25 protein-coding genes are annotated in these 26367 nt (G+C 65.6%); 8 read left to right on the top strand and 17 right to left on the bottom strand.

Translation table 11 applies throughout. The features are described from left to right. Positions 1-9 precede the first annotated feature (9 nt). From GSH16_RS08425 to GSH16_RS08400, 6 genes are all read right to left on the bottom strand, one after another. Positions 10-726: an ABC transporter permease gene (locus GSH16_RS08425; protein WP_160853982.1), complete on the bottom strand. Its 717-nt coding sequence runs from the start codon at positions 724-726 to the stop codon at positions 10-12. Continuing rightward, entirely contained in the window at positions 716-1405 is a 690-nt protein-coding gene (locus GSH16_RS08420; protein ID WP_160853980.1) for an ABC transporter permease, read from the bottom strand. The genes GSH16_RS08425 and GSH16_RS08420 overlap by 11 nt, the downstream gene beginning before the upstream one ends. A 56-nt stretch (positions 1406-1461) precedes the next feature. After that, a complete protein-coding gene (locus GSH16_RS08415) occupies positions 1462-2211 on the bottom strand; it encodes a transporter substrate-binding domain-containing protein (protein ID WP_160853978.1) in 750 nt (249 codons plus the stop codon). A 115-nt stretch (positions 2212-2326) separates the two neighbouring features. After that, the gene (locus GSH16_RS08410; protein WP_160853976.1) at positions 2327-2896 is read right to left on the bottom strand and encodes a sarcosine oxidase subunit gamma; all 570 of its coding nucleotides are present in this window, start codon (positions 2894-2896) and stop codon (positions 2327-2329) included. Next, complete coding sequence (locus GSH16_RS08405) at positions 2889-5903, bottom strand: sarcosine oxidase subunit alpha family protein (protein WP_160853974.1); 3015 nt, start codon at positions 5901-5903, stop codon at positions 2889-2891. Before GSH16_RS08405 ends, GSH16_RS08410 begins: the two co-directional genes overlap by 8 nt. After that, positions 5900-6223, bottom strand: a complete 324-nt coding sequence (locus tag GSH16_RS08400; RefSeq protein ID WP_160853972.1) for a sarcosine oxidase subunit delta — start codon at positions 6221-6223, stop codon at positions 5900-5902. The genes GSH16_RS08405 and GSH16_RS08400 overlap by 4 nt, the downstream gene beginning before the upstream one ends. Positions 6224-6387: 164 nt before the next feature. On the opposite strand from GSH16_RS08400, the gene GSH16_RS08395 reads away from it, so the two are divergent. Beyond that, entirely contained in the window at positions 6388-6618 is a 231-nt protein-coding gene (locus tag GSH16_RS08395) for a hypothetical protein (protein WP_160853970.1), read from the top strand. 155 nt (positions 6619-6773) lie between these two features. Here the strand turns inward: GSH16_RS08395 and GSH16_RS08390 are convergent, their stop codons facing one another. Further along, the gene (locus GSH16_RS08390; RefSeq protein ID WP_160853968.1) at positions 6774-8021 is read right to left on the bottom strand and encodes a sarcosine oxidase subunit beta family protein; all 1248 of its coding nucleotides are present in this window, start codon (positions 8019-8021) and stop codon (positions 6774-6776) included. A gap of 243 nt (positions 8022-8264) precedes the next feature. On the opposite strand from GSH16_RS08390, the gene ccmI reads away from it, so the two are divergent. From ccmI to GSH16_RS08370, 4 genes are all read left to right on the top strand, one after another. Beyond that, the gene (gene ccmI, locus GSH16_RS08385) at positions 8265-9512 is read left to right on the top strand and encodes a c-type cytochrome biogenesis protein CcmI (protein ID WP_160853966.1); all 1248 of its coding nucleotides are present in this window, start codon (positions 8265-8267) and stop codon (positions 9510-9512) included. A 44-nt stretch (positions 9513-9556) separates the two neighbouring features. Then, positions 9557-9991, top strand: coding sequence for a Holliday junction resolvase RuvX (ruvX, locus tag GSH16_RS08380; protein ID WP_160855134.1), 435 nt, complete (start codon positions 9557-9559; stop codon positions 9989-9991). Then, positions 9988-10236 carry a DUF1289 domain-containing protein gene (locus GSH16_RS08375; RefSeq protein ID WP_160853964.1) on the top strand — a complete coding sequence of 83 codons (249 nt, stop codon included), beginning with the start codon at positions 9988-9990 and terminating at the stop codon, positions 10234-10236. Before ruvX ends, GSH16_RS08375 begins: the two co-directional genes overlap by 4 nt. An 83-nt stretch (positions 10237-10319) precedes the next feature. Beyond that, positions 10320-11009 (top strand): retropepsin-like aspartic protease family protein, encoded by a 690-nt coding sequence (locus GSH16_RS08370; RefSeq protein ID WP_160853962.1) that lies wholly within the window; start codon positions 10320-10322, stop codon positions 11007-11009. 10 nt (positions 11010-11019) lie between these two features. Here the strand turns inward: GSH16_RS08370 and GSH16_RS08365 are convergent, their stop codons facing one another. The 10 genes from GSH16_RS08365 to GSH16_RS08320 form a co-directional block, all read right to left on the bottom strand. Next, entirely contained in the window at positions 11020-11835 is an 816-nt protein-coding gene (locus GSH16_RS08365; protein ID WP_160853960.1) for a sulfite exporter TauE/SafE family protein, read from the bottom strand. Between the two features lie 82 nt (positions 11836-11917). Further along, positions 11918-12919 carry a tRNA dihydrouridine(20/20a) synthase DusA gene (gene dusA, locus GSH16_RS08360; protein WP_268893951.1) on the bottom strand — a complete coding sequence of 334 codons (1002 nt, stop codon included), beginning with the start codon at positions 12917-12919 and terminating at the stop codon, positions 11918-11920. A gap of 206 nt (positions 12920-13125) precedes the next feature. After that, positions 13126-13677: an HdeD family acid-resistance protein gene (locus GSH16_RS08355; protein ID WP_160853956.1), complete on the bottom strand. Its 552-nt coding sequence runs from the start codon at positions 13675-13677 to the stop codon at positions 13126-13128. Between the two features lie 180 nt (positions 13678-13857). Continuing rightward, positions 13858-14865 (bottom strand): hypothetical protein, encoded by a 1008-nt coding sequence (locus GSH16_RS08350; RefSeq protein ID WP_160853954.1) that lies wholly within the window; start codon positions 14863-14865, stop codon positions 13858-13860. After that, positions 14855-15484 (bottom strand): hypothetical protein, encoded by a 630-nt coding sequence (locus GSH16_RS08345; protein ID WP_160853952.1) that lies wholly within the window; start codon positions 15482-15484, stop codon positions 14855-14857. The genes GSH16_RS08350 and GSH16_RS08345 overlap by 11 nt, the downstream gene beginning before the upstream one ends. 9 nt (positions 15485-15493) lie before the next feature. After that, the gene (locus GSH16_RS08340; RefSeq protein WP_160853950.1) at positions 15494-16633 is read right to left on the bottom strand and encodes an AI-2E family transporter; all 1140 of its coding nucleotides are present in this window, start codon (positions 16631-16633) and stop codon (positions 15494-15496) included. 22 nt (positions 16634-16655) lie between these two features. Further along, the gene (locus tag GSH16_RS08335) at positions 16656-17570 is read right to left on the bottom strand and encodes a patatin-like phospholipase family protein (RefSeq protein WP_160853948.1); all 915 of its coding nucleotides are present in this window, start codon (positions 17568-17570) and stop codon (positions 16656-16658) included. A 102-nt stretch (positions 17571-17672) separates the two neighbouring features. After that, positions 17673-18431, bottom strand: a complete 759-nt coding sequence (locus GSH16_RS08330) for a gamma-glutamyl-gamma-aminobutyrate hydrolase family protein (protein WP_160853946.1) — start codon at positions 18429-18431, stop codon at positions 17673-17675. A gap of 84 nt (positions 18432-18515) precedes the next feature. Beyond that, complete coding sequence (locus GSH16_RS08325) at positions 18516-18944, bottom strand: GlcG/HbpS family heme-binding protein (protein ID WP_160853944.1); 429 nt, start codon at positions 18942-18944, stop codon at positions 18516-18518. Then, the gene (locus GSH16_RS08320) at positions 18941-21100 is read right to left on the bottom strand and encodes a malate synthase G (RefSeq protein ID WP_160853942.1); all 2160 of its coding nucleotides are present in this window, start codon (positions 21098-21100) and stop codon (positions 18941-18943) included. Before GSH16_RS08320 ends, GSH16_RS08325 begins: the two co-directional genes overlap by 4 nt. Before the next feature lie 216 nt (positions 21101-21316). Here GSH16_RS08320 and pepN point away from each other — a divergent pair, with 216 nt between their 5' ends. The 3 genes from pepN (at position 21317) to gatB (ending at position 26323) form a co-directional block, all read left to right on the top strand. Continuing rightward, complete coding sequence (pepN, locus tag GSH16_RS08315) at positions 21317-23896, top strand: aminopeptidase N (protein ID WP_160853940.1); 2580 nt, start codon at positions 21317-21319, stop codon at positions 23894-23896. A 1-nt stretch (position 23897) separates the two neighbouring features. After that, the gene (locus GSH16_RS08310; RefSeq protein ID WP_160853938.1) at positions 23898-24719 is read left to right on the top strand and encodes a hypothetical protein; all 822 of its coding nucleotides are present in this window, start codon (positions 23898-23900) and stop codon (positions 24717-24719) included. A gap of 92 nt (positions 24720-24811) precedes the next feature. Further along, a complete protein-coding gene (gene gatB, locus GSH16_RS08305; protein WP_160853936.1) occupies positions 24812-26323 on the top strand; it encodes an Asp-tRNA(Asn)/Glu-tRNA(Gln) amidotransferase subunit GatB in 1512 nt (503 codons plus the stop codon). Positions 26324-26367: the final 44 nt, after the last annotated feature.

The following is a 26367-nucleotide window of genomic DNA, read 5'->3' as shown; positions in this document are numbered from 1 at the left end:
CGAAAGCCGCTATGCGGGAATTGCATGGCTTTTCTTGGCGGGCCGGATATTCAGGTGCCGCAGGTAGCGTTTCTCCAGCTGGCGGAAGATCATCACCAGCGTGAAGGTGATCGCCATGTAAAGGAGCGCCGCCGTGATGAACCCTTCATAGGCGACATAATAGCGCGCGTTGAGCGTGCGTCCCGCTCCCAGAATGTCCTGAATGGTGATGACGCTGGCCACCGCCGAGCCATGCAGCATGAAGACGACCTCGTTGCCATATTGCGGCAGCGCGCGCCGCAACGCGGAAGGGATCAGCACAAGCCATGTCACCTGACGCGGCGCCAGTCCGAGCGCCGTCGCGGCCTCGGTCTCGCCTTTCGGTGTGGTCTCCACCGCGCCGCGGATGATTTCGGTCGCGTAGGCGCCCGAATTGAGCGTGAATGCGATGAGCGCGCACCACCATGCCTCGCGCAGGAAAATCCACGCCCAGCTGTCGCGGATGAATTCGAATTGCGAGAGCCCGTAATAGATCAGGTAGGTCTGCACGAGGAGCGGCGTGCCGCGAAACAGGTAGACATATCCGTTGATGAGCGGCGAGGCCCAGCCCACGCGCCGCGCCCGTGCCAGACCGCAGGGCAGCGCGATGCAGAAGCCGAAGAAAAGCGACAGGAAGGTCAGTTGCGCGGTGACCCAGACACCGCCCGCGAAGAGCTCCCAGTTCTGAAGGACAAGATCAACCCGCATCATGCCCCCTGAGCGCGTAGCGCCGTTCCAGATTGTTGAAGATCTGCTGGGACACCCAGGTGAAGAAGAGATAGGCCACAAGCACGGCCGAGAAGAAGATGAATGGTTCGCGCACCGTCTTGCCCGCGTCATTGGCGAGGCCCACAAGGTCCTCCAACCCGATGATCGACACAACCGCGGTGGATTTGACAAGCACCTGCCAGACATTCGCGTAGCCCGGCAGCGCGAAGCGCACCAACTGCGGGATCGACACGGTCCAGAGCGTGGCAAGCGCGCCCATCCCAAGCGACTGCGCCGCTTCCACCTGCCCGCGCGGGATCGTCATATAGGCGCCGCGGAACGTTTCGGTCAGATAGGCGCCGTAGATGAAGCCGATCGACAGGACACCGGCCCCGAATTTCGACAGTTCGATATAGTCCGCGCCGAACAGGTCACCGACAGTGTTCACCAGCCGCTGGCCGCCGAAATAGATGAGCAGGATCAGCACGAGGTCCGGCACACCGCGCACGATGGTCGTATAGAGCCGGACAAGCGCCCCGGCGATCCGGCCGCCCGACAGCTTGCCGGCAGCCCCGAGCGCACCCAGAACCGTCGCCAGCAACAGGCCCAGCAGGGCCAGCGAGATCGTGACGACGGCGCCGCGCAACAACAGCGGAATATAATCGATGAGAATGAGCATGTTCATATGCCGATGCCCGCGCGGTCACGCGGGCATCAGCCGGGTTCAGGGGGCGGTCAGCCGCCGTAGATGTCGAAGTCGAAATATTTGCCGTTGATCGACTCGTACTCGCCGCTGTCACGGATCGCCTTGATCGAGGCGGTGATCGCGTCACGCAGCTCGGTATCTTCCTTGCGCACGCCCACACCGGCACCGTTGCCGTGATATTCCGGGATCGAGTAGCTGTCGCCGAAGAAGGCGAAGCCCGCACCATTGTCGGTGTTCAGGAAGCCGTCGAGGATCGCGATGCTGTCGGCCATCAGCGCGTCGACGCGGCCGGCCACGAGGTCGAGATAGGCTTCATCCTGCGAGCCGTAGAGCTTCAGCTCCACATCGCCGAACTCGCCTTCCATGAAATCCTGGTGGATGGTGCCGCGCTGCACACCGACGGTCTTGCCCGCCAGATCGTCAGCCGTCATGCCCTCTTTGCCGACGAAACGGGCCGGCGTGTTGTAATATTTCTCGGAAAAGTCGATGACCTGCTTGCGCTCGTCGGTGATCGACATCGACGCGATGATCGCGTCGCATTTCTTTTCCAGAAGCGCGGGAATGATGCCGTCCCAGTCGGTTTTCACCATTTCGCATTCCTTGCCCATGTCGGCGCAAAGAGCGTTGGCGATGTCGATGTCGAAGCCGACGACCTCTCCGGAGGCGGAGGTTTCGGAGAACGGAGGATAGGCACCCTCGACACAGATTTTCAGATCTGCGGCCTGAGCGGCACCGGCAAGGGTCATGGCTGCCGCGGCGGCCATCGTGATACGTTTCATTTTTGTCTCCCGTGGACAGTGGTATTCCAGCGTTCAACCCTTATGCACACCTGCCGGAAGGTCAAGATGCATGACCCTCCAATCGGAGCGGAATCGGCTGTGCGCCGAAGGTGACCTAACGGAAATGGCCGGGCAGGCTTCCGGGACGCGCAGCGGTCGACAGCCAGTCGAAGAGGAAGGGCGCGACCGAACGGAAGCAGATCACCTCGGCTTCCGTTTCCGACAGGAGCCAGAAGGCCGCCGCGATCTGGCCGATCCGGGTGCGCCGCACCTCGCCGGGTTCGAAACGGCCCGGTGCAAGGTCGACCGGCGCGCCCTTGGCGAGCACCTCGCGCACGCCCTGCCCCGACAGGCGGATGCGCGACCGCGCGTCCGACAGGTCGAGCACCAGCGCATGCTGGCCGGTCAACTCAGTGGAGAGCCGCTTCACCAGATCAGGCGCCGCCCCATGATCGGTCAGGATCAGAAGTTCGTCGGGGCTCATCCAGAGCAGGCGCTGCTCTTTCGCGGCACTGATGCGGCGCCTGTCCGGCAGATCCGCACCCGTGGCGGCCTTCACCGCTGTCGCGACCGCGGCGTCGGCCAGATCGGCGCGCAGTTGCACCATGCCGGTCAGCCCGCCGTCGGCGACCGTGACCGCGCCCTCATAGGTTGCGCCCGCAAGCGCTGTGACCGCCTCAGACATTCTGCCGCTCCCCGTCCTTGTCGAGGAAGACCGGATCGACCACGCGGGCCTTCGCGATCCTGCCATCCTCGAGGCTGAAATCGAGTGTCTCGCCCATCCGCCGCGACCCGCCCGAAACGAGTGCCATGGCAATCGAGCGGTTCAGTGTCGGCGACCAGTAGGTCGAGGTCACATGCCCGAGCGTTTCCTGCTGGCCGAACCTGTTGGTCTGGCCCGATACGGCATGCGCGCCGTCCGGCAGCACCAGCGCCGGATCCTCGGTTTCCAACCCGACAAGCTGCTTGCGATCCGGATCGGTGAGCGCAGAACGTTCCATCGCGCGCTTGCCAATGAAGTCGGACTTCTTCTTCGAGACCGCCCAGCCGAGGTTGAGGTCCTGCGGGATGACGGTGCCGTCAGTTTCGTCGCCGATCATGATATAGCCCTTCTCGGCCCGCATCACGTGCAGCGCCTCGGTGCCGTAGGGTGTGATCCCGTCCGCCGCGCCTTCTGCGAGAAGCATGTCCCAGAGCGCGCGTGCGCGTCCCGCCGGCACGGCGATCTCATAGCTCAGCTCGCCCGAGAATGAGATGCGGAAGATCCGCACGCCGATCCCGCCGAGCGTGCCTTCGGCCATCGCCATGAAGGGCAGCGCTTCGGCCGACAGGTCCATACCGCCGAGCCGCTCCAGCACGCTGCGCGCCTTGGGACCGACAATCGCGATCTGGCCGAACTGTTCGGTGACATTGCTCGTCCAGACTTTCAGGTCCCACCATTCGGTCTGGAGCCATTCCTCCATCCAGGCATGCACACGGTCCGACCCGCCGGATGTGGTGTGGCAGAGGAAACTGTCCTCCGACAGGCGCACGACCACCCCGTCATCGAACAGGAAGCCGTTCTCGGTGCACATCAGTCCGTAGCGGCAGCGCCCGACCTTCAGGCTCGACATCATGTTGGTGTAGGTCAGGTCGAGGAAGGCCGCCGCGTCCGGACCCGAGACGATGATCTTGCCGAGCGTCGAGGCGTCGAGCAGGCCAACACCGCTCCGCGTTGCTGTGATCTCGCGGTTGACCGCGTCGCGGTGGCTCTCTTCGTCCTTCGGGTAGCAATAGGGGCGGCGCCAGTCGCCGACCGGCTCCCAGACCGCGCCGGCATCCGCGTGCCAGTCATGGATCGGCGTGCGGCGCACCGGCTTGAAGAGCGATCCGCGCGCCTCGCCCGCCACGGCCCCCAGAGAGATCGGGGTGTAGGGCGGGCGGAATGTCGTTGTGCCCACCTCCGGTATCGGGGCACCCAGACTGTCAGAAAGAATGGCAAGACCATTGATATTGCTCAGCTTACCCTGATCAGTCGCCATGCCGAGCGTGGTGTAGCGCTTGGTATGCTCGACGCTCTGGTAGCCCTCCTGCGCGGCCAGCTGCACGTCGGACACTTTCACGTCATTCTGGAAATCGAGGAAGGCCTTGCCGCGCAGTTCCGGCCCCGCGCCATGCGGCATCATCCAGACGGCGGCCGGCGGGCCGTCGGCTGTGCCGTCGGCCTGCGGAATGCGCGGCGCCCCCTTGTCATGGCCGAGCGCCTTTGCGGCGCGGTGGCCGGCCTCGACCGCATCAGCCAGCGCGGCGCCCGTGTCCATCGGGCCCGAAGCCGTGCCGGCGGTCACGGCAAAACCCTGCCCGTCCGCGCCTGTGGGCGGCCGGTCCGGATCGGGCCGGAAATGATGTGCCGTCTCGTCCCAGAGCAGCTTGCCCCCGCAATGGGACCAAAGGTGGACAACCGGCGACCAGCCCCCCGCCATGGCCACGCATTCGCAAGGGACATGCTCGATCACCGCGCCCTCGCCCGCCTGGGCGCAGATATCGACACCCGTGACCCGCCGCGTGCCGCGCACCTTGGCGATCCCGCGTCCCGCCTCGACCCGGATGCCGCGCGCGCGGACCGCATCGACGAGCGGGCCTTTCGGGTCCGGCCGGGTGTCGAGCACCGCCGGCACATCGAGCCCCGCGTCGCGGACCGCCAGCGCCGTGCGATAGCCGTCATCGGTTGCGGTGACGACCACGGTCCGGTCGCCGGGGCTGACCGCATAGAGGTCGATATAGTCCCGCACCGCGGAGGCCAGCATCACCCCCGGCCGGTCGTTCCCGGCAAAGGAGATCGGCCGCTCGATCGCGCCGGTGGCGGTCACGGTCCGGCCGGCACGCACCCGCCAGAGCCGGTGCCGCACGGGGGCCGCGCCCGGATCCCTGTCCCCGGCCCGCTCGTAAAGCGTGACATAGCCGTGATCGTAGACCCCTGCGGCCATGGTCCGGAGCCGCAGATCGACATTCGGCATGGCCGACAGCGCCGCCACCTGCTCTGCAACCCACGCCTCTGCATCCGTGCCGTCGATCACCACCCCGTCGGTCGCGCTGCGCCCGCCGAAGCGGCTGTCCTGCTCGACGAGCAGCACCCGTGCACCTGCCTCGGCCGCCGCCCGTGCCGCCGCCAGTCCGGCAATCCCGCCGCCCGCGACAAGCACATCCGTATGGGCGTAGAAATATTCATACCGGTCAGGATCGCCCTGCGTGGGTGCTGGTCCGAGGCCCGCGGATTTGCGGATCACCGGCTCGAACAGATGCTTCCAGGCCGCGCGCGGCTGCATGAAGGTCTTGTAGTAAAAGCCAGCCGGCAGGAACCGCGACAGGCGCGCATTGATGGCGCCGATATCGAATTGGAGGCTTGGCCAGTGGTTCTGCGACCGGGCGGATAGCCCGTCGAAAAGCTCCGTGATCGTGGCGCGCTGGTTCGGCTCCATCCGGTCGCCCTGCCCCAACGCCACGAGCGCGTTCGGCTCCTCCGCCCCGGCAGCCACGATACCGCGCGGCCGGTGGTATTTGAAACTGCGCCCGACAAGGTCCTGCCCGTTGGCGAGCAGAGCCGATGCCAGCGTGTCCCCCTCAAATCCGGTAAGTTTTGTCCCGTTGAAGCTGAAGGACAGGCGCTTGCTGCGATCGATCCGGCGGCCGCCGGTGGCCAGTCGGCTGCTCATGCGGGCATCTCCCAGTCCGGGCGGCGGGTGCGGATCGCCGTCATGATCTCCTCGGGCGGTTCGGAACATTGCGCGCTGTAGGTGCCGAACACTTCCAGCGTCTGGGTGCAGCGCGCCGCATGGAACCATTTTCCGCAGCCGAACGCATGGCGCCAGCGTTCGAAATGCACGCCGCGCGGATTGCGCCGCTGGAACAGGTAGTCGCGGAACTCCGCATCGTCCGATCCCGGCCCGTGGCGCGTCAGATGCGCCTCGCCGCCCGGCGCCAGATCGGTTTCCTCGGCATCCACCCCGCAATAGGGGCATCTGAGTATCAGCATTGGCTCCGTCCTCGCCCCTGCAACCTGAGCGCGCGCCGCGATTTCGCTCTCAACGCAAGGTTAACCCTTGTGTCGGAAACTGAATCTTGCGCTGTCGGGTCGGGTTCGCTATCCTGTCCGCACAGTAATCGGTAACATTCATTGGGTTTCGTGGGGGCGATGCAATGAATATAAGTTTCGATCGGATTCTGTCCGATCTTCAGAAGACGTCCAGTTTCGTTCAGGACCAGATCGGCATCGTGTTCAATGACGGTTTCGGCATTGAAACGACGGCCAACCAGAATCAGATCCTCATGTATGCCGGTATCGTGGCGCTCGTCGTCGTGATGGTGCGCATCCGTGGTGCGATGCGCAATTCGGACGCGAGAAGCTACGATTTCGGCCGTTACGGCTGACACTGGGCAAATCGTGGCGGACACCGCGCCCCCAAAGGGTGCGGTGTTGCCCTGTTCGGACGCAAGACAGGGCGACTTGACACCACCCCACGCCCGCTCTGTGCCCGACCCCGGAACGCATCCGGCAGGTCCACCTCCCATCATCACCGCGCCCATCAATGCGCCACCGCGGCGGCGACGGATTCGTCGATCATCCGCCCTTCGGTGAACCGGTCGAGCGAGAATGGCGCCGCCAGCGTGCCGGGCGTGCCCTTGGCGAGCATCTCGGCCGTGGCCCATCCGGACCCCGGGATCGCCTTGAACCCGCCCGTGCCCCAGCCGCAATTGATGAAGATGCCCGGCACCGGTGTCTGGCCGATGATCGGGGACCGGTCGCCGGTCATGTCCACGATCCCGCCCCAGTGCCGCAGCATCTTGAGGCGCGAGATCATCGGGAAGGTCTCGATCAGCGCACGTACGGTTTCCTCCAGATGCTGGAATGACCCGCGCTGGGTGTAGTTGTTGAACCCGTCCGCGCCGCCACCAATCACCATCTCGCCCTTGTCGGACTGGCTCATGTAACCGTGGACCGTATTGGCCATCACCACACAGTCCATACAAGGCTTGACCGGCTCGGAGACGAGTGCCTGCAGCGCCACGGATTCGACCGGCAGGCGGAAGCCCGCCATATCGGCCAGCACGCCGGATGACCCCGCCACCACGATGCAGAGCTTCTTGCACCGGATCGGTCCGCGGGTCGTCTGCACGCCGGTGACGCCCGACGCGTCCCGGTCGATGCCGGTCACGGCGCATTGCTGGATGATGTCCACCCCGCGCGCCGAGGCGCCCCGCGCATAGCCCCAGGCCACCGCATCGTGCCGCGCCGTGCCGCCGCGCGGCTGCCAGAGCCCGCCCAGCACCGGAAATCGCGGCCCGTCGATCTCGATGATCGGCACGATCTCCTTGACCCGTTCGGGTGAGACCATTTCCGTCTCGATCCCGGCCAGCCGGTTGGCATGGGCAGTGCGCTGCATGGCCCGCAGCTCATGCTGGGTCTGGCAGAGCATCATCACCCCGCGTGGCGAGAACATGATGTTGAAATTGAGCTCCTGGCTCAGCCCTTCATAAAGGCCGCGCGCTTTCTCGTAGATGGCCGCACTTTCCGGCTGGAGGTAATTCGACCGGATGATCGTGGTGTTGCGCCCGGTATTGCCGCCGCCGAGCCAGCCTTTTTCCAGCACGGCAACATTGGTGATCCCGTGTTCCTTGGCCAGATAGTAGGCGGTCGCCAGACCGTGCCCACCGGCGCCGACAATGATCGTGTCATATTCGGCTTTCGGGTCCGGCGATGCCCAGGCACGCTCCCATCCGCTATGGTAGCGCAGGGCCTCGCGCGCCAACGAGAAGACGGAATATTTCTTCAACGGGTTCGCTCCTCCGACAGCGGGGCAACAGGTGCCATGGTGCGCGTCCCGCGGGCGGACGCAACCCCTGATCGACATATGCCCAGAGCCGGCCGCGGGCTGTTCCTTGCCAGCGGCATGTCATCGCCTGATCGCGACATCGTGCCCTGCTGCGCCAAAACGCGCGGCGGCCTGCCCTTGCGCGGGCGGCGGCGCGATGGTTAGGGTCTGGCCACTCTGACTTCAGGTCGAAAGCCGCCGCCCATGTTGTGGATCCTGTCCGCCCTTCTGTTCCTGATCGCCCTTCTGGCCATCCTGCTGCCGCTGTTGCGCCGCCGCGGGGGAGATGCGGCGCGCGAAGCCTATGACCGGCAGGTCTATCTCGACCAACTGGCGGAACTGGACAAGGATCTCGACCGGGGCATCCTGTCGGCGGAGGAAGCCGAGCGCAGCCGCGCCGAAGTGGCCCGCCGCCTCTTGCGCGCCGACCAGGAGGAGCGCAAGGCGCCGGCCGGGTCCCTTGCCCAAGATGCACCCCGCGGTGCCACACGGATTGCCGCCGTCGCGGTGCTGGTCCTGCTCGCAGCGCTCAGCTGGGGGCTTTATGCCCAGATCGGCACGCCGAGCCTTCCCGACCAGCCGCTTGGTCCACGGCTCGCGCAACTGGCCGAGGCGCGCGAAAACCGCCCGCGTCAGGCCGAGGCCGAGGATATGGTTGCCCAGATCCGCGGTCTTCCCGATGACTCTGTGCCCGACGGGGTCGACCCAGCGCTCGTGCCGCTGGTCGACCAGCTTGAGGAGGTTCTCGCCGACCGGCCTGACGACTTGCGCGGCCATGTGCTGCTGTCGCAGAACCTCGCCCGTCTCGGCAGGTTCGCAGAAGCGCGCCGCGCCCAGCAGCGGGTGATCGAGATCATGAACGAGGATGCGGGCGCGGCGGAATTTTCCGATCTTGCGGAATTCATGATCCTCGCGGCGGGCGGCTATGTCTCGCCCGAAGCGGAGCGGGCGCTGGCGATCGCTCTGGCGCAGGATCCGACCCTGCCGCAGCCCCGCTATTACTCAGGCCTTGCCCTTGCGCAGGCCGGACAGACGGAACTCGCGCTCCAGCTCTGGATGCGCCTGCTTGAGGAAGGTCCGGACGACGCGCCGTGGGTCCAGACGATCCGCAGCCAGATCGGCGACCTGATGCCGGGCGATGGCGGCCCCACCGCGCCGACAGCGCCGGAATTGGCCGGGCCCAGTGGATCCGACATGGAGGCGGCGGCCGAGATGTCCGCGGGCGACCGCGCAGCGATGATCGAAGGCATGGTCGCGGGCCTGCAGGAGCGCCTTTCGACCGAGGGCGGAACAGCTGCGGAATGGGCACAACTCATCCGCGCCTATGGTGTGCTCGGTCAGACCCGCAATGCGTCGGATGCCTGGGCCGCGGCCCGTGAGGCCTACGTAGGGGACGAAGCCGCGCTTCTTGAATTGCGCCGCGCCGCGCAGGATGCGGAGGTTGCGAATTGAGCCTGCATGACGATCCGGCGGCGTTCCTGTCCGCAACCGCCCCGATGCGCGCGCTGGCCGGGCTCGATTTCGGCGAGAAGACGATCGGCATTGCCGTGTCAGACCGGCTGCGGCAGGTGGCCTCCCCGCTCGAGACGATCCGGCGGAAGAAATTCGGGGTCGACAGCGCGGCGCTCCTGTCAATCCTCTCCCATCGCGAGATCGGCGGACTGGTGCTCGGGCTACCACTCAACATGGACGGGTCGGAAGGGCCGCGCTGCCAGTCGACGCGGGCCTTTGCGCGCAACCTGTCTGGCGTCACCGATCTGCCGATCACCTTCTGGGACGAACGGCTCTCAACCGTCGCCGCCGAGCGGGCATTGCTCGAGGCAGACACATCACGCCGCCGCCGCGCCGAGGTGATCGACCATGTCGCCGCCTCCTTCATCCTGCAGGGGTTCCTCGACCGGATCGCCCATCTGGGAGCTTCGGGCAGATGAATGACGACGCGATCTGGTCACGCCGCGAGGTGGAAAGCCCCTGCGTGCGGGTCTGCGTCATCCATCCGCCTTCGGGCCTGTGCATGGGATGCTACCGGACGATCGCCGAGATTTCCGACTGGTCGAAAATGGAGCCGGAGGCGCGGCGGGCATTGATGGCGGACCTGCCCAACCGCGAGGACCGGATCAAGGGCACGCGCCGCGGCGGACGCACGCGGGGCGCATCTTCGAAGCGCGGCAATTGAGTCACAGTTTCAACGTGCTGGCACAGTTTCGGATTCCCTTGCGCGCATTTTAGCCTATACTCGACTGAAAACGAGACAGGTCCATGAATTCACGCCTTTTTTACGCTCTTACGCTGGTCGGTCTCGCGGTGGTTTTTCGCGATGAATTGCCGGCGCTTGTCAGTGGCGGGCAGGACATGGTCTGGCTCGGACTGGTGCTCCTGCTCCTTGGCGGCTTCCTGATCGGACGCTTCGCGCATCTCATCTCGCCCCACCTGCCGGTCGCCCTGATGAACAGCCTGATGATCGTGACGGTGCTGGGTCTGCTGGCCGCGCTCGAGTTCCGGGACGAGATTTCCGACTATGCCCGGATCAAGGCGGGCCGCGCGGAGCCGACGCCGGTCGTGGCAGTGGCCAGTATCGGTGCGGAAACCTCGATCAAGCGCGCATGGGACGGGCATTTCCGCGCGCTTGCCAGCATCAACGGCACCGATGTCGGCCTGCTGGTCGATACCGGTGCGTCCATCGTGCTTCTGCGTTACGACGATGCCGAACGGATCGGCGTCGACATGGACGCGCTCGATTTCTCGGTGCCGGTCACGACTGCGGGCGGCCGCTCCAAGGTCGCGCCCTACACGTTCGACATGATTTCGGTCGACGGGGTGCGGGCGCAGAACATCCGCGGCGCCATCGCCCAGCGGGGCGAATTGCACAGCTCTCTTCTGGGCATGAGCTTCCTTGAGGAACTGCAGGAAACGGTCATCCGCAAGGACCGGATGCTCCTGCGGAACTGATCCCTGCCCGTCAGGCGCCGAACGCGCTTATCAGCATCCGCAGCGCCACCAATCCGATGAAGATCGCGAAAATCCGCTTGAGCGGTTTCGGGTTCAGCGCATGGGCCAGTTTCACGCCAAGCGGCGCGGTCAGCATCGTCATGCAGATGATGACGAGAAAGACCGGGATATTGACCAGTCCGACCGAATATTCCGGCCGCCCGGGCGTGCCCCAGCCCGTGAACAGGAACCCGATCACCGACGGGGCCGAGATGATGAGTCCGAAACCGGCCGCCGTTGCCACTGCGCGGTGGATGGGCGTGCCGTAGAGCGTCATCAGCGGCACGCCGAAACTGCCGCCGCCGATGCCCATCATCACCGACAGGAGCCCGATGACAGGTGCGGTCAGCGCCCGCCGGATGCCGGTCGGCATCACGTCGCCGAGCCGCCACTCGCTGCGTCCGAACGCCATATAGGCCGACACGCACAGACCAAGGATGCCGAAGAGCGCCATCAGCGTGCGGCTTTCCAGCCGCCCCACGACCAGCACGCCGATGATCGCACCGACCGCGATGCCCGGCGCCCAGCCGCGCAGGATCAACCAGTCCACGGCGCCTTTCTTGTTGTGCGACATGACCGACCGGGCGGAGGTCACGACGATGGTCGCCAGCGAGGTCGCGATGGCGATCTGCATCATGTAGGGCGTGGTATAGCCGAGGGCCGTGAACGTGTAGAAAAAGACCGGGACAAGCACGATCCCGCCGCCGACGCCGAGCAACCCGGCAATGACGCCGGCCACCCCGCCGACCACGATCATCAGGGCAAGAAGGGGAAGAAGGTCAAGCATGTCAGGGCTTTCTGTCTGGCGCGTCCCCTGCCCCTAGCCTGATCGCCGCGCCTTGGCAATGGGGACAGACCTTCAGCGCCGGTCAGGCGGCTGCGTTCTGCGCCTGAAGCACCGCATCGCGTGCCTCCAGCACCAGCGCCGGTCCGGCATCGGGCAGATGCGCGCCTTCGGACAGGACGCGCCGCCACTGGCGCGCGCCGGGGCGGCCTGCGAACAGTCCCAGCATATGCCGCGTGATCCGGTTGAGCCGCTGGCCCGCGGCCAGTTGCGCCTCGATATAGGGGATCATCGCCTCCACCACATCGAACGGATCGCGATCCGGTCCCGGTGCCCCGTAGATGCGCCGGTCCGCCGCTGCCAGAATATCGGTAGGACTGTGATAGGCGGCCCGGCCGATCATCACCCCGTGAAATCCCTGATCGAGAAACTCTTCGGCCGCGTCGAGCGAGGCAATCCCGCCGTTGACCGATATCTCCAGTCCCGGAAACAGGCCGACCATCTCCAGCGCCAGCCCGTAGTCGAGCGGCGGGATGTCCCGGTTCTCCTTCGGGCTCAGCCCCTGCAGCCAGGCCTTGCGGGCGTGGATCGAGAAACGGCGGATACCGGCCGCCGACACGCGGGCAAGGAAATCGGGCAGGACCTCGCGCGGTTCTTGCTCGTCCACGCCGATGCGGCACTTGACCGTCACCTCCACGTCGCCAGCGGCTTCCTGCATGGCAGCGGCACAGGCGGCGACAAGCGCCGGTTCCTGCATCAGAACCGCGCCGAACCGGCCCGACTGCACCCGGTCAGACGGGCAGCCGACATTGAGGTTCACCTCGTCATAGCCGCGCGCAACCGCAATCTTCGTGGCCGCCGCCAGTTCCGCAGGGTCCGACCCGCCCAGTTGCAGCGCCACGGGATGTTCGGCCGCATCGAAGCCGAGCAGGTGGTCCGGATCCCCGTGCAGCACGGCAGGTGCCGTCACCATTTCGGTATAGAGCAGTACATGGCGGCTCAGGAGCCGGTGCAGATAGCGGCAATGACGGTCTGTCCAGTCCATCATCGGGGCCACACTCAGACGGGCGCTCCGGCTGAGGGTCAAACTGTTCTCTGTGTCCGTCGGAACTTGGGTCACGGCAGGTAAAAGCTCAAAAGGGATCAAAGAAGGGCTTGGGTAGCATAGCGGCGCCGGTTGCGCCATGGCCCGCGATATAGGTGCGAACCGCGCTCCGCCAAGCAGGACGGCCCGTCAAATGCAAACGGGCGCACCCGTGGGTGCGCCCGCACAATCGGATCAGTCCAGGTCGGTCAGGCCGCCGCGCGCATGGCCGATGCCAGGGCGAGGAAGGACATGCCGGAGGTGATCATGTTCACGCCGGCCAGAAGGCCAAGTGCCCAGGCGGCCGTCGAGGGCAGGCCAAGGAAAATCATCACACCGGCCACCACCGCGATGATGCCGGAGAAGAGGAACCAGCCCCAGCCCTTTTCGGGCTTCATCTGGAAGGAGGCGCCGATCTCGACGATGCCCTGCACGATGAAGCTGGCGGAAATCATGATTGTCAGCGCGATCAGCCCTTCAAGGATGTTGAAGGCCAGCCAGCCGCCCACGATGATGAACAGGATGCCAAGCAGCACGTCCATCAGCTTGCCTTTCCAGCCCGCGGCGGAAAATGCGTGGATCAGGTAGCCGATCCCGAAGAACAGGAAGGTCCAGCCGATGACCAGCTTGATGGCGATGGAGGATACCAGCGGGAACATGATCGCGATCACGCCGGCAATGATGGCCAGGATACCGAAGAAGGTGAACCAGCCGGACCCGGTCTTGGCCGGTTCGGCCGCCGGGGTGTCAGTCTCGCTCATAGGTCTCTCCTTTTTGTGGGCCGATGCACGGCCGAGCGTACGGCGGGAGAGGCGCCCTGCCCCACTTGCCGCGCGCGAAGTATCTCAAAAATCTGCTGATTTTTCAAACAATTTGGAGGCGGCCTTCAGAAAGGACTTGCGTGATTCCCTTGTGCAACAGGGGCAAAGCCGCCGATCCGGTTACGCTGGACCTTCCGCGTCCTGCACACCGCCGGCAGCCGGTGCTGTTGGCCCGGATGGCGCGCGTCGGGTGATCTCGTCCACTTCAGTCGCGATGGCCTCGACAGTCCGCTCCAGATTGCTCCGCCCCGCCTTGTCCCGCGCCAACCGGTCCAGATAGCCACCCCGGCCATTGTGCCCCATCCCGTCGAGCGTGCGGGTTTCGAACTTCCCCGCCCGGCGCGCGATGTTCCAGTCGGAATTGCGGAAGATCGGCCAGCGGGGCACGAAACCGACCGCCCCGTAGGTGACAACCCGGTCCTTCGGGCCGCGGAAATCGATCACTTCTTCCAGTTCGGTCAGCCCGTGGTCGGAGGAAATCACCCCGCCCAGCGTCAGGAGATACATCGGACCGGCCACATGGGCCCGCAGGAACGGCGCCATGCCGACGGAGACCTGCGCGCCGCCGCTATAGCCGACGAAGATCAGCGGCCCTCTGTAATCCGGACCGATCCCGTTCGCGCGCAACTGCGCCAGCACCAGATCGGCCACACCGGCGGAATAGATCGGACCGTAACGTCGGTCGGCCGAGACCAGCACCTGGAAGAGGTTGCGAAGATTCACCCCGAAGGCGCCGAACCCGTCCCGCGCCTTGATCCGCCCCTGCGCTTCCCAGAGCCAGTTGAAAAGCCGTTCACCGTTCAGTGGCACCCCTTTGGCGGAATAGGGAAACACTTCGGACAGAAGGAGCGCGGGCGCGATCCGGCCCTCCAGCCGGCGCAGGAACTTTCGCTCGGAGCGCGGATGCGCGTCGCCCGCCAGCGTGCCGATCCCCGACAGGTAAATCACCACCGCAGGCGGATTGCGCGGCGGCTCGGCCAGCGGATGCGGCTCTGGCAGCGCGTCGCGGCGCTGGCGGCGCGACCACCAGAACATTGACTCGAACGGCGAGGAGAGCAGCGCGATCATCAGCATCGTGGCCATGACGATCACGATGCCGAGCCCGAGGCTCTGGAGACTACCGATCACCGCTGAACATCCTCTGGATCCGGTCCACAAGCTCCGCCCGCGAGGCGCCCGGCAGGAAACGGACGGCATGGTAGAAACTGTCCTCGCTCACGCGGAAGACGGGCAGGAAGATGTAGCGGTCGAGCAGAAACAGCGCGAAAAGCCCGCCCGCCCCGCAGACCGCGCCGAACAGGAACGGCACGCCGTTGGCGACAAAGAGCCCGTACATCAGCACCACACAGACCCAGCCATAGAGCGGGTAGAGCAGCGCCGGGCCAATGGTCGGCAGGATCGCGATAAAGCCGAAGATCATCGGCGCCGTGGACAGGAACACCACGAACAGGATCGCATCGGGCGAGATCAGCCGACCGGCCAGCGCCGAGGCCACGAGCGTGGACAGCGTGATCCAGAGCGCCAGCCGCAGCGCCATCATCACCCCGTTGATGACAAGACCGAGGATAAAGCGCGGGGCCGAGGCAGAGACGAGAAAGAGCGAGAAACACTGGCCGAGCAGCATCGACATGCCCGCGAGCAGGACGACAAGCCCGGCGCGCACACGGTCGCTCGCGGTCACCGGCCCGCGAAACACGTCCGGGTCGAGGCTCAGGACCCGGCCCACCGTGTCGAACAGTTCCCACATGGCTGGCGGTCAGCCCCGCGCGGCGCTCTGCGGCGGCACCTCGCCGGCGCCCCGCGCCGCCTTGCGCGCGGGCTTCGGCTCGGCCGGAGCCGGCCCGTCGAGATCCGGCTCGCCGCTCTGGCTCAGCATGACGGCGATCGGCCAGGTCTGCGGCCAGCCGGCAAAGATGATCATCGCGACCGAGGTGAGCGGCACGGCGAGGATCGCGCCCGGAATGCCCCAGAGCGCGTACCAGAAGGTCAGCGAGACGAGGATGACGAACGGCGACAGGTTGAGCGAGCGCCCCATGACGCGCGGCTCCACGATATTGCCGATGAAGACCTGCGCGGCGGTCAGGGCCACGAGCGACAGGAGCACGACCGAGAAATTCCCGAACTGTGCAACCGACAGGAAGACCGGGAAGAAGACACCCGCCATCGAGCCGACATAGGGCACATAGTTGAAGAGCGCGATCAAAACCGCCCAGAAGCCCGCGAAGTCAATCCCGATGATCGTCATGATGACATAGGAGATCACACCGAGCGCGATGTTGATGAGCGTCTTCATCGTCAGGTAACTGCCGATCCGGCTGTTGATCCGGGTGACCGTCGCCATGAAGCGGGCATTGCGCTCCGCATCGGGCAGGATGATGTTGATCTTGTTGGCCAGCTGCGCCCGCTCGGCGATCAGGAAGCTCGCATAGAGCACGATGACGAATATCTGCGACCCGATATAGGTCACCGACGCGACGGTCGAGCCGAGCAGCGCCTGGATGTTCACCTGGTCCCGCATCAGGCGGCTGATCGTCTCCCAGCTCGGCTCGTCCTCCACCCCGATCAGGTCGGCGCCCTGCACGATGAACCGGACCAGCGTCGCCTGATAGCGCGGTGCGACTTCCACCACCCGCTCGATATTGCCGGTGAAGAGCGAGAACATGACCGCCGAGACACCAATGAAGGCGAGGATCGCGAGCCCGTGCCGTGCCCAGAGCGGCAGGATGGGCCCGATCAGCGGCAGCCGGCCCATCCCGTGGGCCACGGTGGTCAGGATATAGACGGAGATGACGCTGGCGAAGACGGGAATGAAAATCCCCTGCCCGATCATCAGCACCCACCCGATCATGATCGCGAGCGCCAGCGCGAAGACCGTCGTCTGGAGTGTCTGGTGCATCCCTGCTCCTATCCGGCGGCGCCTAGCGCAGCGCCAGCAATTCCGCGCGCTTCTCTTCCGCGCCTTCCTCGCCCAGCGCGATCAGCTCCGCCGCGCGGGTGAACTCGAAACTCTTGTGCCCGCCAAGGCGCGGCACGATCTCCACCTCGGGCTTCGCGATGGCCAGTTGCGCCTCGATGATGCTGCTCGACATCATCACATAGGCCAGCCGCGTGATCTGGGCGCTGGCCGCGTCGAACGCATCGCCCGGCTGCAGTTCCGGCGTGGAGGCCGTGACCCCACTATAGTCGCCGGTCACGTCGACCGTCACCAGTTTGCGCGCGCCCATGGCGCGGCAGGCCCCCGCGGGCACCGGCGATTTCATGCCGCCGTCGATCAGCACCCGGTTGTCGGTGATGACAGGCGCAAAGACATAGGGCAGCGAAATCGACGCCCGTAGCGCCGCGACGACCGACCCTTTGCCGATCAGCACTTCCTCGTTCGTGAGCAGGTCCGCCGCCACGGCCACGAAGGGCAGCGGCAGGTCCTCGATCAGCACATCGCCGAAAAAGTCGCGCAGCGCCGTTTCGGCGGCATCGCCGCTCAGCACACCGCCGCCGCCGAAACTGAGGTCGCCAACGACCGGCAGGAAATCCCACAGGTTGAGCGAACGGGCCAATTCCTCGGCCTCGTCGAGCCGGCCCATCGCATAAGCCGCACCAACGAGCGACCCCATAGAAGTGCCCACCACCAGTTCGGGCTTCAGCCCGTAGGCATCGATCTTCTTCAGGACACCGATATGGGCCCAGCCGAGCGCCGAGCCGCCCCCGAGCGCCAGCGCCAGCGACGGCCGCCCGCGTCCGAAAAGCCCCTGTGCGGCCGCTCGGTCGGTCGTGGCGGTCAGTCCGGCCGCCGCTGCCATCGCCATTCCGGCGGAAAGAAAATCACGTCTGTCCATGGCCCTGCCCGTTTTCAATGGCTTGCACTGCGCCGCAGGTAGGCGCGGCGGCCGGACTTGGCAAGCGATTTCGCGTCCCCACCGCGCTCGTGCCGGTTGCGGTCAGGCCGCGCCACGCGCGTGCCGCGCGGTCAGGGCGGCACCGAAGGATTCGAACAGCGGGCGCGAGACGGGGTCTTCATGCGCCCGCCATTCGGGATGCCATTGCACGGCCATCGCATAACCCGGTGCGCCGGCGACATGGAGCGCCTCGGGCGTGCCGTCGGGCGCGTGGCCCTCGATCTCGATCCGCTCGCCGGGGCGTTTGATCCCCTGCCCGTGCAGGCTGTTCACCAGCACCTCGTCACGGCCGAAGATCCGCGCAAACCGCCCGCCGGGCGTCAGAGTGATGACATGGCGGTGGGCGAATTTCTCCTCCAGCGTGCCGTCGGGCGGCATCCGGTGGTTCATCCGGCCCGGCAGGTCTCGGATCTCGGGATAGAGCGAGCCGCCGAAAGCCACGTTGAATTCCTGGAACCCGCGGCAGATGCCCAGGATCGGCACCTTGCGTTCCACGCAAGCCCGGATCAGCGGCAGCGCGACCGCGTCGCGGTCAAGATCGAAGGCGCCATGTGCCTCTGTCGCGTCCTCGCCATAATGTTTGGGATGCACGTTCGGCCGGCCGCCGGTGAACAGGAACCCGTCGCAGGCGTCGATCAGATCGGACACGCCCACCGCATGCGGGAGCGCCGGCACGATGAGCGGCGTCGCGCCCGTGACCTGTGCAATCGCTTCGATGTTGGAGACGCCCGCGGCCTGAACCGGGTATTCGTCATTGATGATGTGGACGTTGCCGATGATGCCGATGACCGGACGCGACATGGTGAAACTGGCCTTTCAAACGCGGAAGTGACCGGCAGAGTAACGCCGCGCGCCCCGCCGGTCGAGAGGCGCTTGTGACGCGGCTCAGCCTTCGGCGCCGAAGCCGCAGGCGTCGAGCCCCGCAAGACCGGCGGCAAGGTCGTTTTCCGACGTATCACCGGTCACGCCCAGCGCGCCCACAACCGTGCCGTCCCGCAGGATCAGCATGCCGCCGCGGCAGGCCACGAAACGGCCGCCAAAGAGCGTCGGCGCGGCCTGCATGAACGGATCGCCCGCGGCCGCCCGTTCCTCGATCGCTGTGCCGCCCGCATGGATCATCAGGCAGCCGTGCGCCTTCGCCTGCGCGATGGTGAAATGGCCGGGCGGCGTGCCGTCGCCGCGTTCGAACGCGAGCGGATGCCCCCCGGCATCGAGCACAAGTACCGACAACGGCTCCATCCGTTCTGCCCGACCGTGCGCCTGCACCGCGGCAATCACCGATTTCGCTTCCGCGAGTGTCAGGGCTGCGCTCATGCTGCGCCTTTGGCGATCTGGCGGTAGTGATGCAGGAGCGGTTCGGTATAGCCGCTCGGCTGTTCCACGCCCTTCAGCACCAGATCGCAGGCGGCGCGGAACGCCGGACCATCAAATCCGGGCGCCATCGGGCTGTAGGTCGGATCGCCGTCATTCTGCGCATCCACAACGGCAGCCATGCGCTTCATGACCTCCATCACCTCGGCTTCCGAGATCACGCCATGATGCAGCCAGTTGGCCATATGCTGCGAGGAGATACGGCAGGTGGCGCGGTCCTCCATCAGGCCGACATCGTTGATGTCGGGCACCTTGGAGCAGCCGACCCCCTGATCGACCCAGCGCACCACATAACCCAGAATACCCTGCGCATTGTTTTCCATCTCGGCGCGGATATCCGCATCCGACCAGTTGGCGCCGCGAGCGACCGGAATGGTCAGGATGTCGGACAGGTCGGCCCGCGCGCCGCCGGCGGCGAGTTCTGCCTGCCGCGCGGCCACATCCACCGCGTGATAGTGGGTGGCATGGAGCGTTGCCGCGGTCGGGCTGGGCACCCAGGCGCAATTGGCGCCCGACTGGGGGTGGCCGATCTTCTGTTCCAGCATATCGGCCATCAGGTCCGGCATCGCCCACATGCCCTTGCCGATCTGGGCACGGCCGCGCAGCCCGCAGGCCAGACCGACATCGACATTATTGTCCTCGTAGGCCGCGATCCACGGCGTCGATTTCATCTCCGCCTTGCGGATCATCGGACCGGCTTCCATCGAGGTGTGGATCTCGTCGCCCGTCCGGTCAAGGAAGCCCGTGTTGATGAAGGCGACACGGTGGCGCGCGGCGCGGATACATTCGGCGAGATTGACCGTCGTGCGGCGTTCCTCGTCCATGATCCCGATCTTGACGGTATAGCGCGGCAGGCCGAGGATCTCTTCCACTTCGGTGAAGATCTCGTCGGTGAAGGCAACCTCCTCGGGGCCGTGCATCTTGGGTTTCACGACATAGACCGAGCCTTCGGTCGAATTGCGCGCACCATCCTTTTTCTTCAAGTCATGCAACGCGCAAAGCACCGTGCAAAGCGCATCGAGAAGCCCCTCGGGCACCTCGGCCCCATCGGCATCCCTCACAGCAGGCGTGGTCATCAGATGTCCGACATTGCGCACCAGCATGAGCGAGCGCCCCTTGAGCGTGAACCCCGCCCCATCCGGTCCGGTATAGCTGCGGTCTCCGTTCAGCTTGCGGGTGAATGTGCTGCCGCCCTTGGTGACCTCTTCGGTCAGGTCGCCCTTCATCAGCCCCAGCCAGTTGCGATAGGCCAGCGCCTTGTCCGGCCCGTCGACCGCCGCGACACTGTCCTCGCAATCCATGATGGTGGAGATCGCCGCTTCCAGCCAGACATCAGCAATGCCGGCCGGATCGTCCTGGCCGATGCGGCTGGCGGGATCGATGCGGATCTCGACATGCAGCCCGTTGCGTTTCAGGAGCACGGCCAGCGGCACGTCGCCGCCTTCGCTGAAGCCCACGAACTGGCCCGGATTGGCCAGCCCCGTCTCGCCATGCGGCCCATCGACCAAGAGGATGCCGTCCGCGACCCGCAGCCCCGTCACATCGGCCCAGCTACCGCCCGCCAGCGGCGCGGACCGGTCGAGAAAGTCACGCGCCCAGGCGATGACCCGCGCGCCGCGGGCCGGATCATAGCCCTTGCCCGATGGCAGGTCGCCCATCGCATCTGTACCGTAAAGTGCGTCGTAAAGGCTGCCCCAGCGGGCATTGGCGGCATTCAGCACATAGCGGGCATTCATAACCGGCACGACCAGCTGCGGGCCGGCGATGGTCGCGATCTCGGGATCGACATTCGACGTGTCGATCTCGAAGGCCGGACCCGGCGGCACCAGATACCCGATCTCTGACAGGAAGGACCGGTATTCGGCAGGATCGATCTCCTTGCCGGCGCGGTCGCGATGCCAGGCATCGATCTGCGCCTGCAATGCCGCGCGACGTTCCAGCAGGGCGCGGTTTTTCGGGCTCTTGCCGGTCAGAAGCCCGGCCAGACCGGTCCAGAACCAGTCCGCGTCGATCCCGCTGCCCGGCAGGGCCTCGTTCTCGATGAAAGCCGCAAGGGCCCCGTCTACCTGAAACCCGTTGCGCTCGACCCGGTTGCCCATGCTCCGTCTCCCTCAAATGCCATGTCAGCACGAGGGATAAGGGCAAAGTTTCCTATCGGCAACAGAATGGTTGCATCGGATCGGGTGTCGATGCGCCCGCCCCTCCCGTCGGGGCAGCGGCGCTGCCCCATTGAACTCGCGCCCATCTGGTCTAGGTTGCGCATAGACAGTTTCACCGGCCCGGCACCCGACCCGGCCGCAGATCCGGAGTGAGAGATGGACCAGCCCGCACCCCAGACGATCCGCCTGTCGGACTACCGTCCGGCCAATTTCCTTGTGGAGCGCGTTCATCTGACCTTCAAGCTGGAACCGGATGCCACACGGGTGACGGCCAAGGTTCGGTTCACCCGCAACCCCGATGCCCCCGCAGGCACGCTCGATCTGGAACTGAACGGCAAGGAGCTCACGCGCGTGTCGGCCCGGATCGACGGCACGGACGTGCCGCAGAACGCGATCAGCACGGGCGATGAGACCCTGACCGTTGCCGCCGATCATGTGCCGCAGGACGGGTTCGACTGGGAATGCGTGACAGAACTGGACCCGAAATCGAACCAGTCGCTCGAAGGGCTCTACATGTCGAACGGCATGTATTGCACCCAGTGCGAGGCCGAGGGTTTCCGGAAAATCACCTACTATCCCGACCGTCCGGATGTGATGGCCCCGTTCACGGTGCGGATCGAGGGCGATGCGCCGGTGCTTCTGTCGAACGGCAATCCGGTGGACAGCGGCGATGGCTGGGCGGAATGGCACGATCCCTGGCCGAAGCCCGCCTACCTGTTCGCGCTGGTCGCCGGTGACCTGGTCTCGGTGGATGACACGTTTACAACCGCTTCAGGCCGCGAAGTTGCGCTGAAAATCTATGTCCGCCCGGGGGACGAGGACCGCTGCGACTATGCGATGGACGCGCTCAAACGCTCCATGCGCTGGGACGAGGAAGTCTATGGCCGGGAATATGATCTCGACCTGTTCATGATCGTGGCGGTCGACGATTTCAACATGGGTGCGATGGAGAACAAGGGGCTGAACATCTTCAACTCCAAATATGTGCTCGCCTCGCCCGAAACAGCGACCGATACCGATTACGAGTTGATCGAGGGGATCATCGCGCATGAATATTTCCACAACTGGACCGGCAACCGGATCACCTGCCGCGACTGGTTCCAGCTCTGCCTGAAGGAAGGGTTGACGGTCTATCGTGACCAGCAGTTTTCCGGCGACATGCGCAGCCACGCAGTCAAGCGCATCTCCGATGTGGTGCAGTTGCGCGCCCGCCAGTTCCGTGAGGATGCCGGCCCGCTGGCCCATCCGGTGCGCCCCGACGCCTATATCGAGATCAACAATTTCTACACGGCCACCGTCTACGAGAAGGGCGCCGAGGTCATCGGCATGCTCCACCGCCTCGTCGGTGATGACGGCTACCGCAAGGCGCTCGACCTCTACTTCAACCAACATGACGGGCAGGCCTGCACGATCGAGGACTGGATTCAGGTGTTCGAGGATGCGACCGGCCGCGACCTGTCGCAATTCGCGCTCTGGTATCATCAGGCGGGCACGCCGGAACTGGACGTGACGGACAGCTACGCGGATGGGCGCTACACGCTCACCTTCCGCCAGACCGTGCCGCCGACACCCGGACAGCCCGACAAGAAGCCGATGGTGATCCCGATTGCCTACGGGTTCCTTGGCGCCAGCGGGGCGGAAATTGGCGAACCGGGGCTGTTCGAGATGACCGAGGCCGAACAGAGCCTGACCGTGGAGCTTCCGGAAAAGCCGGTCCCGTCGCTGTTGCGCGGCTTCTCGGCCCCCGTGATCCTGAAGCGCGAGACGGACAATGCCGAACGCGCCTTCCTGATGGCCCATGACACGGACAGTTTCAACAAATGGGAAGCGGCGCGGGACTTTGCCCGTGACCTCATCAAGCGCAAAGTGATCGACAATGCGCCCTTCGATCCGGCCTATGCCGAAGCCGCGCGCGCGATCCTGACAGATGACCGGCTTGACCCGGCGTTCCGGGCCTTCGCCCTGTCGCTACCGTCCGAGGACGCGCTGTCCATGGCCATTGCTGCCGATGGCCATGCCGCCGATCCGGATGCGATCTTCCGGGCCCGCGACGCGCTCGACCTGCATCTGGCCGAGGCGCTGGCGGCCGATCTGGAACGGGTCGGCGAGGCGATGCAGATCGACGGACCCTATTCGCCCGATGCGCAAGCCGCGGGCAAACGCGCGCTGGCCGCGCGGACCCTGTCGCTGCGCACGCAACTGGACAGCAGCGCGGGCGCTGCGCAATCGGCCTTCCTGTCGGCTGACAATATGACCGAACAGCTCTCCGCGCTCTCGATCCTTGTCCGGTTCGGCCGCGGTGGGCGCGCGCTCGACAGTTTCTACGAGAAATGGAAGGGCGACCGGCTCGTGGTCGACAAATGGTTCAGCGTGCAGGCGACCGCCACCCCGCCCGAGGATGTGGTTGGCGTCGTCCAGCGCCTGACGGATCATGCGGATTTCGACTGGAAGAACCCGAACCGGCTGCGCTCGCTCATCGGCGCGTTTGCGCTTGCCAATCCGGTCGGCTTCCACCGCGCCGACGGGTCGGGCTATGCGCTTCTGGCCGACTGGCTCCTGAAGCTCGATCCGGTGAACCCGCAAACCGCCGCCCGCCTGTCGAGCGCCTTCGAGACATGGCGCCGCTACGATGAAGGTCGCCAGTCGAAGATCCTGAGCCAGTTGCAGCGGATCGCGGATACACCGAACCTGTCGCGCGACATGACCGAAAAGGTCACGCGGATGCTGGACGCCTGACATGCGCACGCGGTGGCCGGTCCCCTGTCTGGCCGCCGCGCTTGCCTTCTGTCTGGCGACAGCAGCCTCGGCACAGCCCCTGTTTCTGCCCAACGGGATCTGCTGGAATAGCACCGCGGCGGAGGTCGCCGCCGCCCTGCCCGACATCCAGCGCCCCGACCCGCCGCTTGAGGCCGGCCGCATGACCGTGCCGATCGTGGCCTCCGGCGTGACGCTCGGGCCGCTCACCCTGTCCGCGCAATTCCAGTTCGAGGATGGCGCCCTGCGGCAGGTGCTGCTCGACAACCGCCGCGCGGCGGCCGATCCGGCAGCGCTTGAAACCGCGCTCGCGCAACTCTGGTCGACGCTCGGCCCACCCGACCGCCGCTGCCCCGATCGCGGCCTGCGCGAAGCCGAGCTGATCTGGGACCTGCCCGATGCGGTGCTGCACCTGGTCTGGTTCGACTATCAGGATCAGGGCCTGCCCGGACCTGTTGCGCAGGACGATTTTTTCGGCCCGCGGCAATCCGAACTGCCGCTGTCCGAACAGGTGCGGCAACGCCCCGACCGGTTCCTTCTGCGCTGGCGGGACACCGATCGCTCCGCCGACCGCCGGGCGGAAGATACCGTGTCCGGCCTGCAATCGCCGATGCCGCTGCCGCGGGCGGAACTGAACCGCCGCGACGGGCGCGAGATCTATCCGAAAACGAGCCCCGTCCGCCGCCCCGCATCCTCCGCCCCGCCGGGGCTGACACGGCTGCTTCTGCGCCTGCACGACCCGGCGGCTGACTGGCTCGCCTCGACCGATTGCCAGACACTTCTGAGGCCAGCCGATCCGGGTTGAGCCGGCCCGCTTGCACAGGCCGTTTCTCGGGACTTGCCCCGCTGCGCTGCAACGCATAGAACCGCGCTGACCCAAGCATTCAGAGGGACCCCATGACCGAACTGGCCTATACCGAACCCAAGCCCAAGACCATTGCCGGCGCCAAGAGCGACTGGGAACTGGTGATCGGGATGGAGGTTCACGCCCAGGTCTCCTCCAACTCCAAACTCTTCTCGGGCGCGTCCACCGCCTTCGGGGCGGAGCCGAACACCAATGTCAGCCTTGTCGACGCGGCCATGCCGGGCATGTTGCCGGTGATCAACGATTTCTGCGTCGAACAGGCCGTGCGCACGGGGCTCGGGATCAAGGCCGGGATCAACCTCTACTCGCGGTTCGACCGGAAGAACTATTTCTACCCCGACCTGCCGCAGGGCTATCAGATCAGCCAGCTCTACCACCCGATCGTAGGTGAGGGCGAAGTGCTCGTGGACATGGAGCCGGGGATCGCGCGCAAGGTGCGGATCGAGCGTATCCATCTGGAACAGGATGCCGGCAAATCGGTCCATGACATGGACCCCGAAATGTCCTTCGTCGACCTTAACCGGACCGGCGTGGCGCTGATGGAGATCGTCTCCCGCCCCGACATTCGCGGACCGGAGGAAGCGGCGGAATATGTGCGCAAGCTGCGCCAGATCCTGCGCTATCTCGGCACCTGCGACGGCAACATGCAGGAAGGCTCGCTGCGCGCCGACGTGAACGTGTCGGTCTGCGCGCCGGGCGCCTACGAGAAATATCGTGAGACCGGTGATTTCGGGCACCTGGGGACACGGTGCGAGATCAAGAACATGAACTCGATGCGCTTCATCCAGCAGGCAATCGATTTCGAGGCCCGGCGCCAGATCGCCATTCTGGAAGATGGCGGATCGGTCGATCAGGAAACCCGGCTCTACGATCCCAACAAGGGCGAGACCCGCTCGATGCGGTCCAAGGAAGAAGCGCATGACTATCGCTATTTCCCCTGCCCCGACCTGCTGCCCTTGCAGCTGGAACAGGCCTGGGTGGACGCGATCCGCGACGGGCTGCCGGAACTGCCGGACGAGAAGAAGGCCCGTCTCGTCACCGACTATGGCATCACCGAATATGATGCGAGCGTGCTCTGTGCCCGCCGCGCCCATGCCGATTTCTACGAGGAAGTGGCCAGCGGCCGCGACGGCAAGCAGGCGGCCAACTGGGTGATCAACGAACTGTTCGGACGGCTGAACAAGCAGGGGCTGGAGATTGAGGAGACACCCGTTTCCGCTGCCCAGCTCGGCACCATCATCGACCTGATCGGCAAGGGTGACATTTCGGGCAAGATTGCCAAGGACCTGTTCGAGATCGTCTGGTCCGAGGGCGGCGACCCGGCCGAGATTGTCGAGGCGCGCGGCATGAAGCAGGTCACCGATACTGGCGCTATCGACGCGGCCGTGGCTCAGGTGATTGCCGACAATCCCGACAAGGCCGAGCAGGCCCGCGAGAAGCCCAGCATGGCGGGCTGGTTCGTCGGTCAGGTGATGAAGGCAACCGGCGGCAAGGCCAATCCGAAAGCGGTGAACGAGGCGGTGCGCCGGAAACTGGGGCTCTGAGCCCCGCGACAGACCGGCGGCACCCCGCCCACCTTGGGACAAAG

The organism is Oceanomicrobium pacificus (assembly GCF_009833495.1).
Lineage (GTDB): Bacteria > Pseudomonadota > Alphaproteobacteria > Rhodobacterales > Rhodobacteraceae > Oceanomicrobium > Oceanomicrobium pacificus.
Note: the sequence above shows the minus strand (reverse complement) of the source record. Positions and strands in the feature narration are given on the sequence as shown.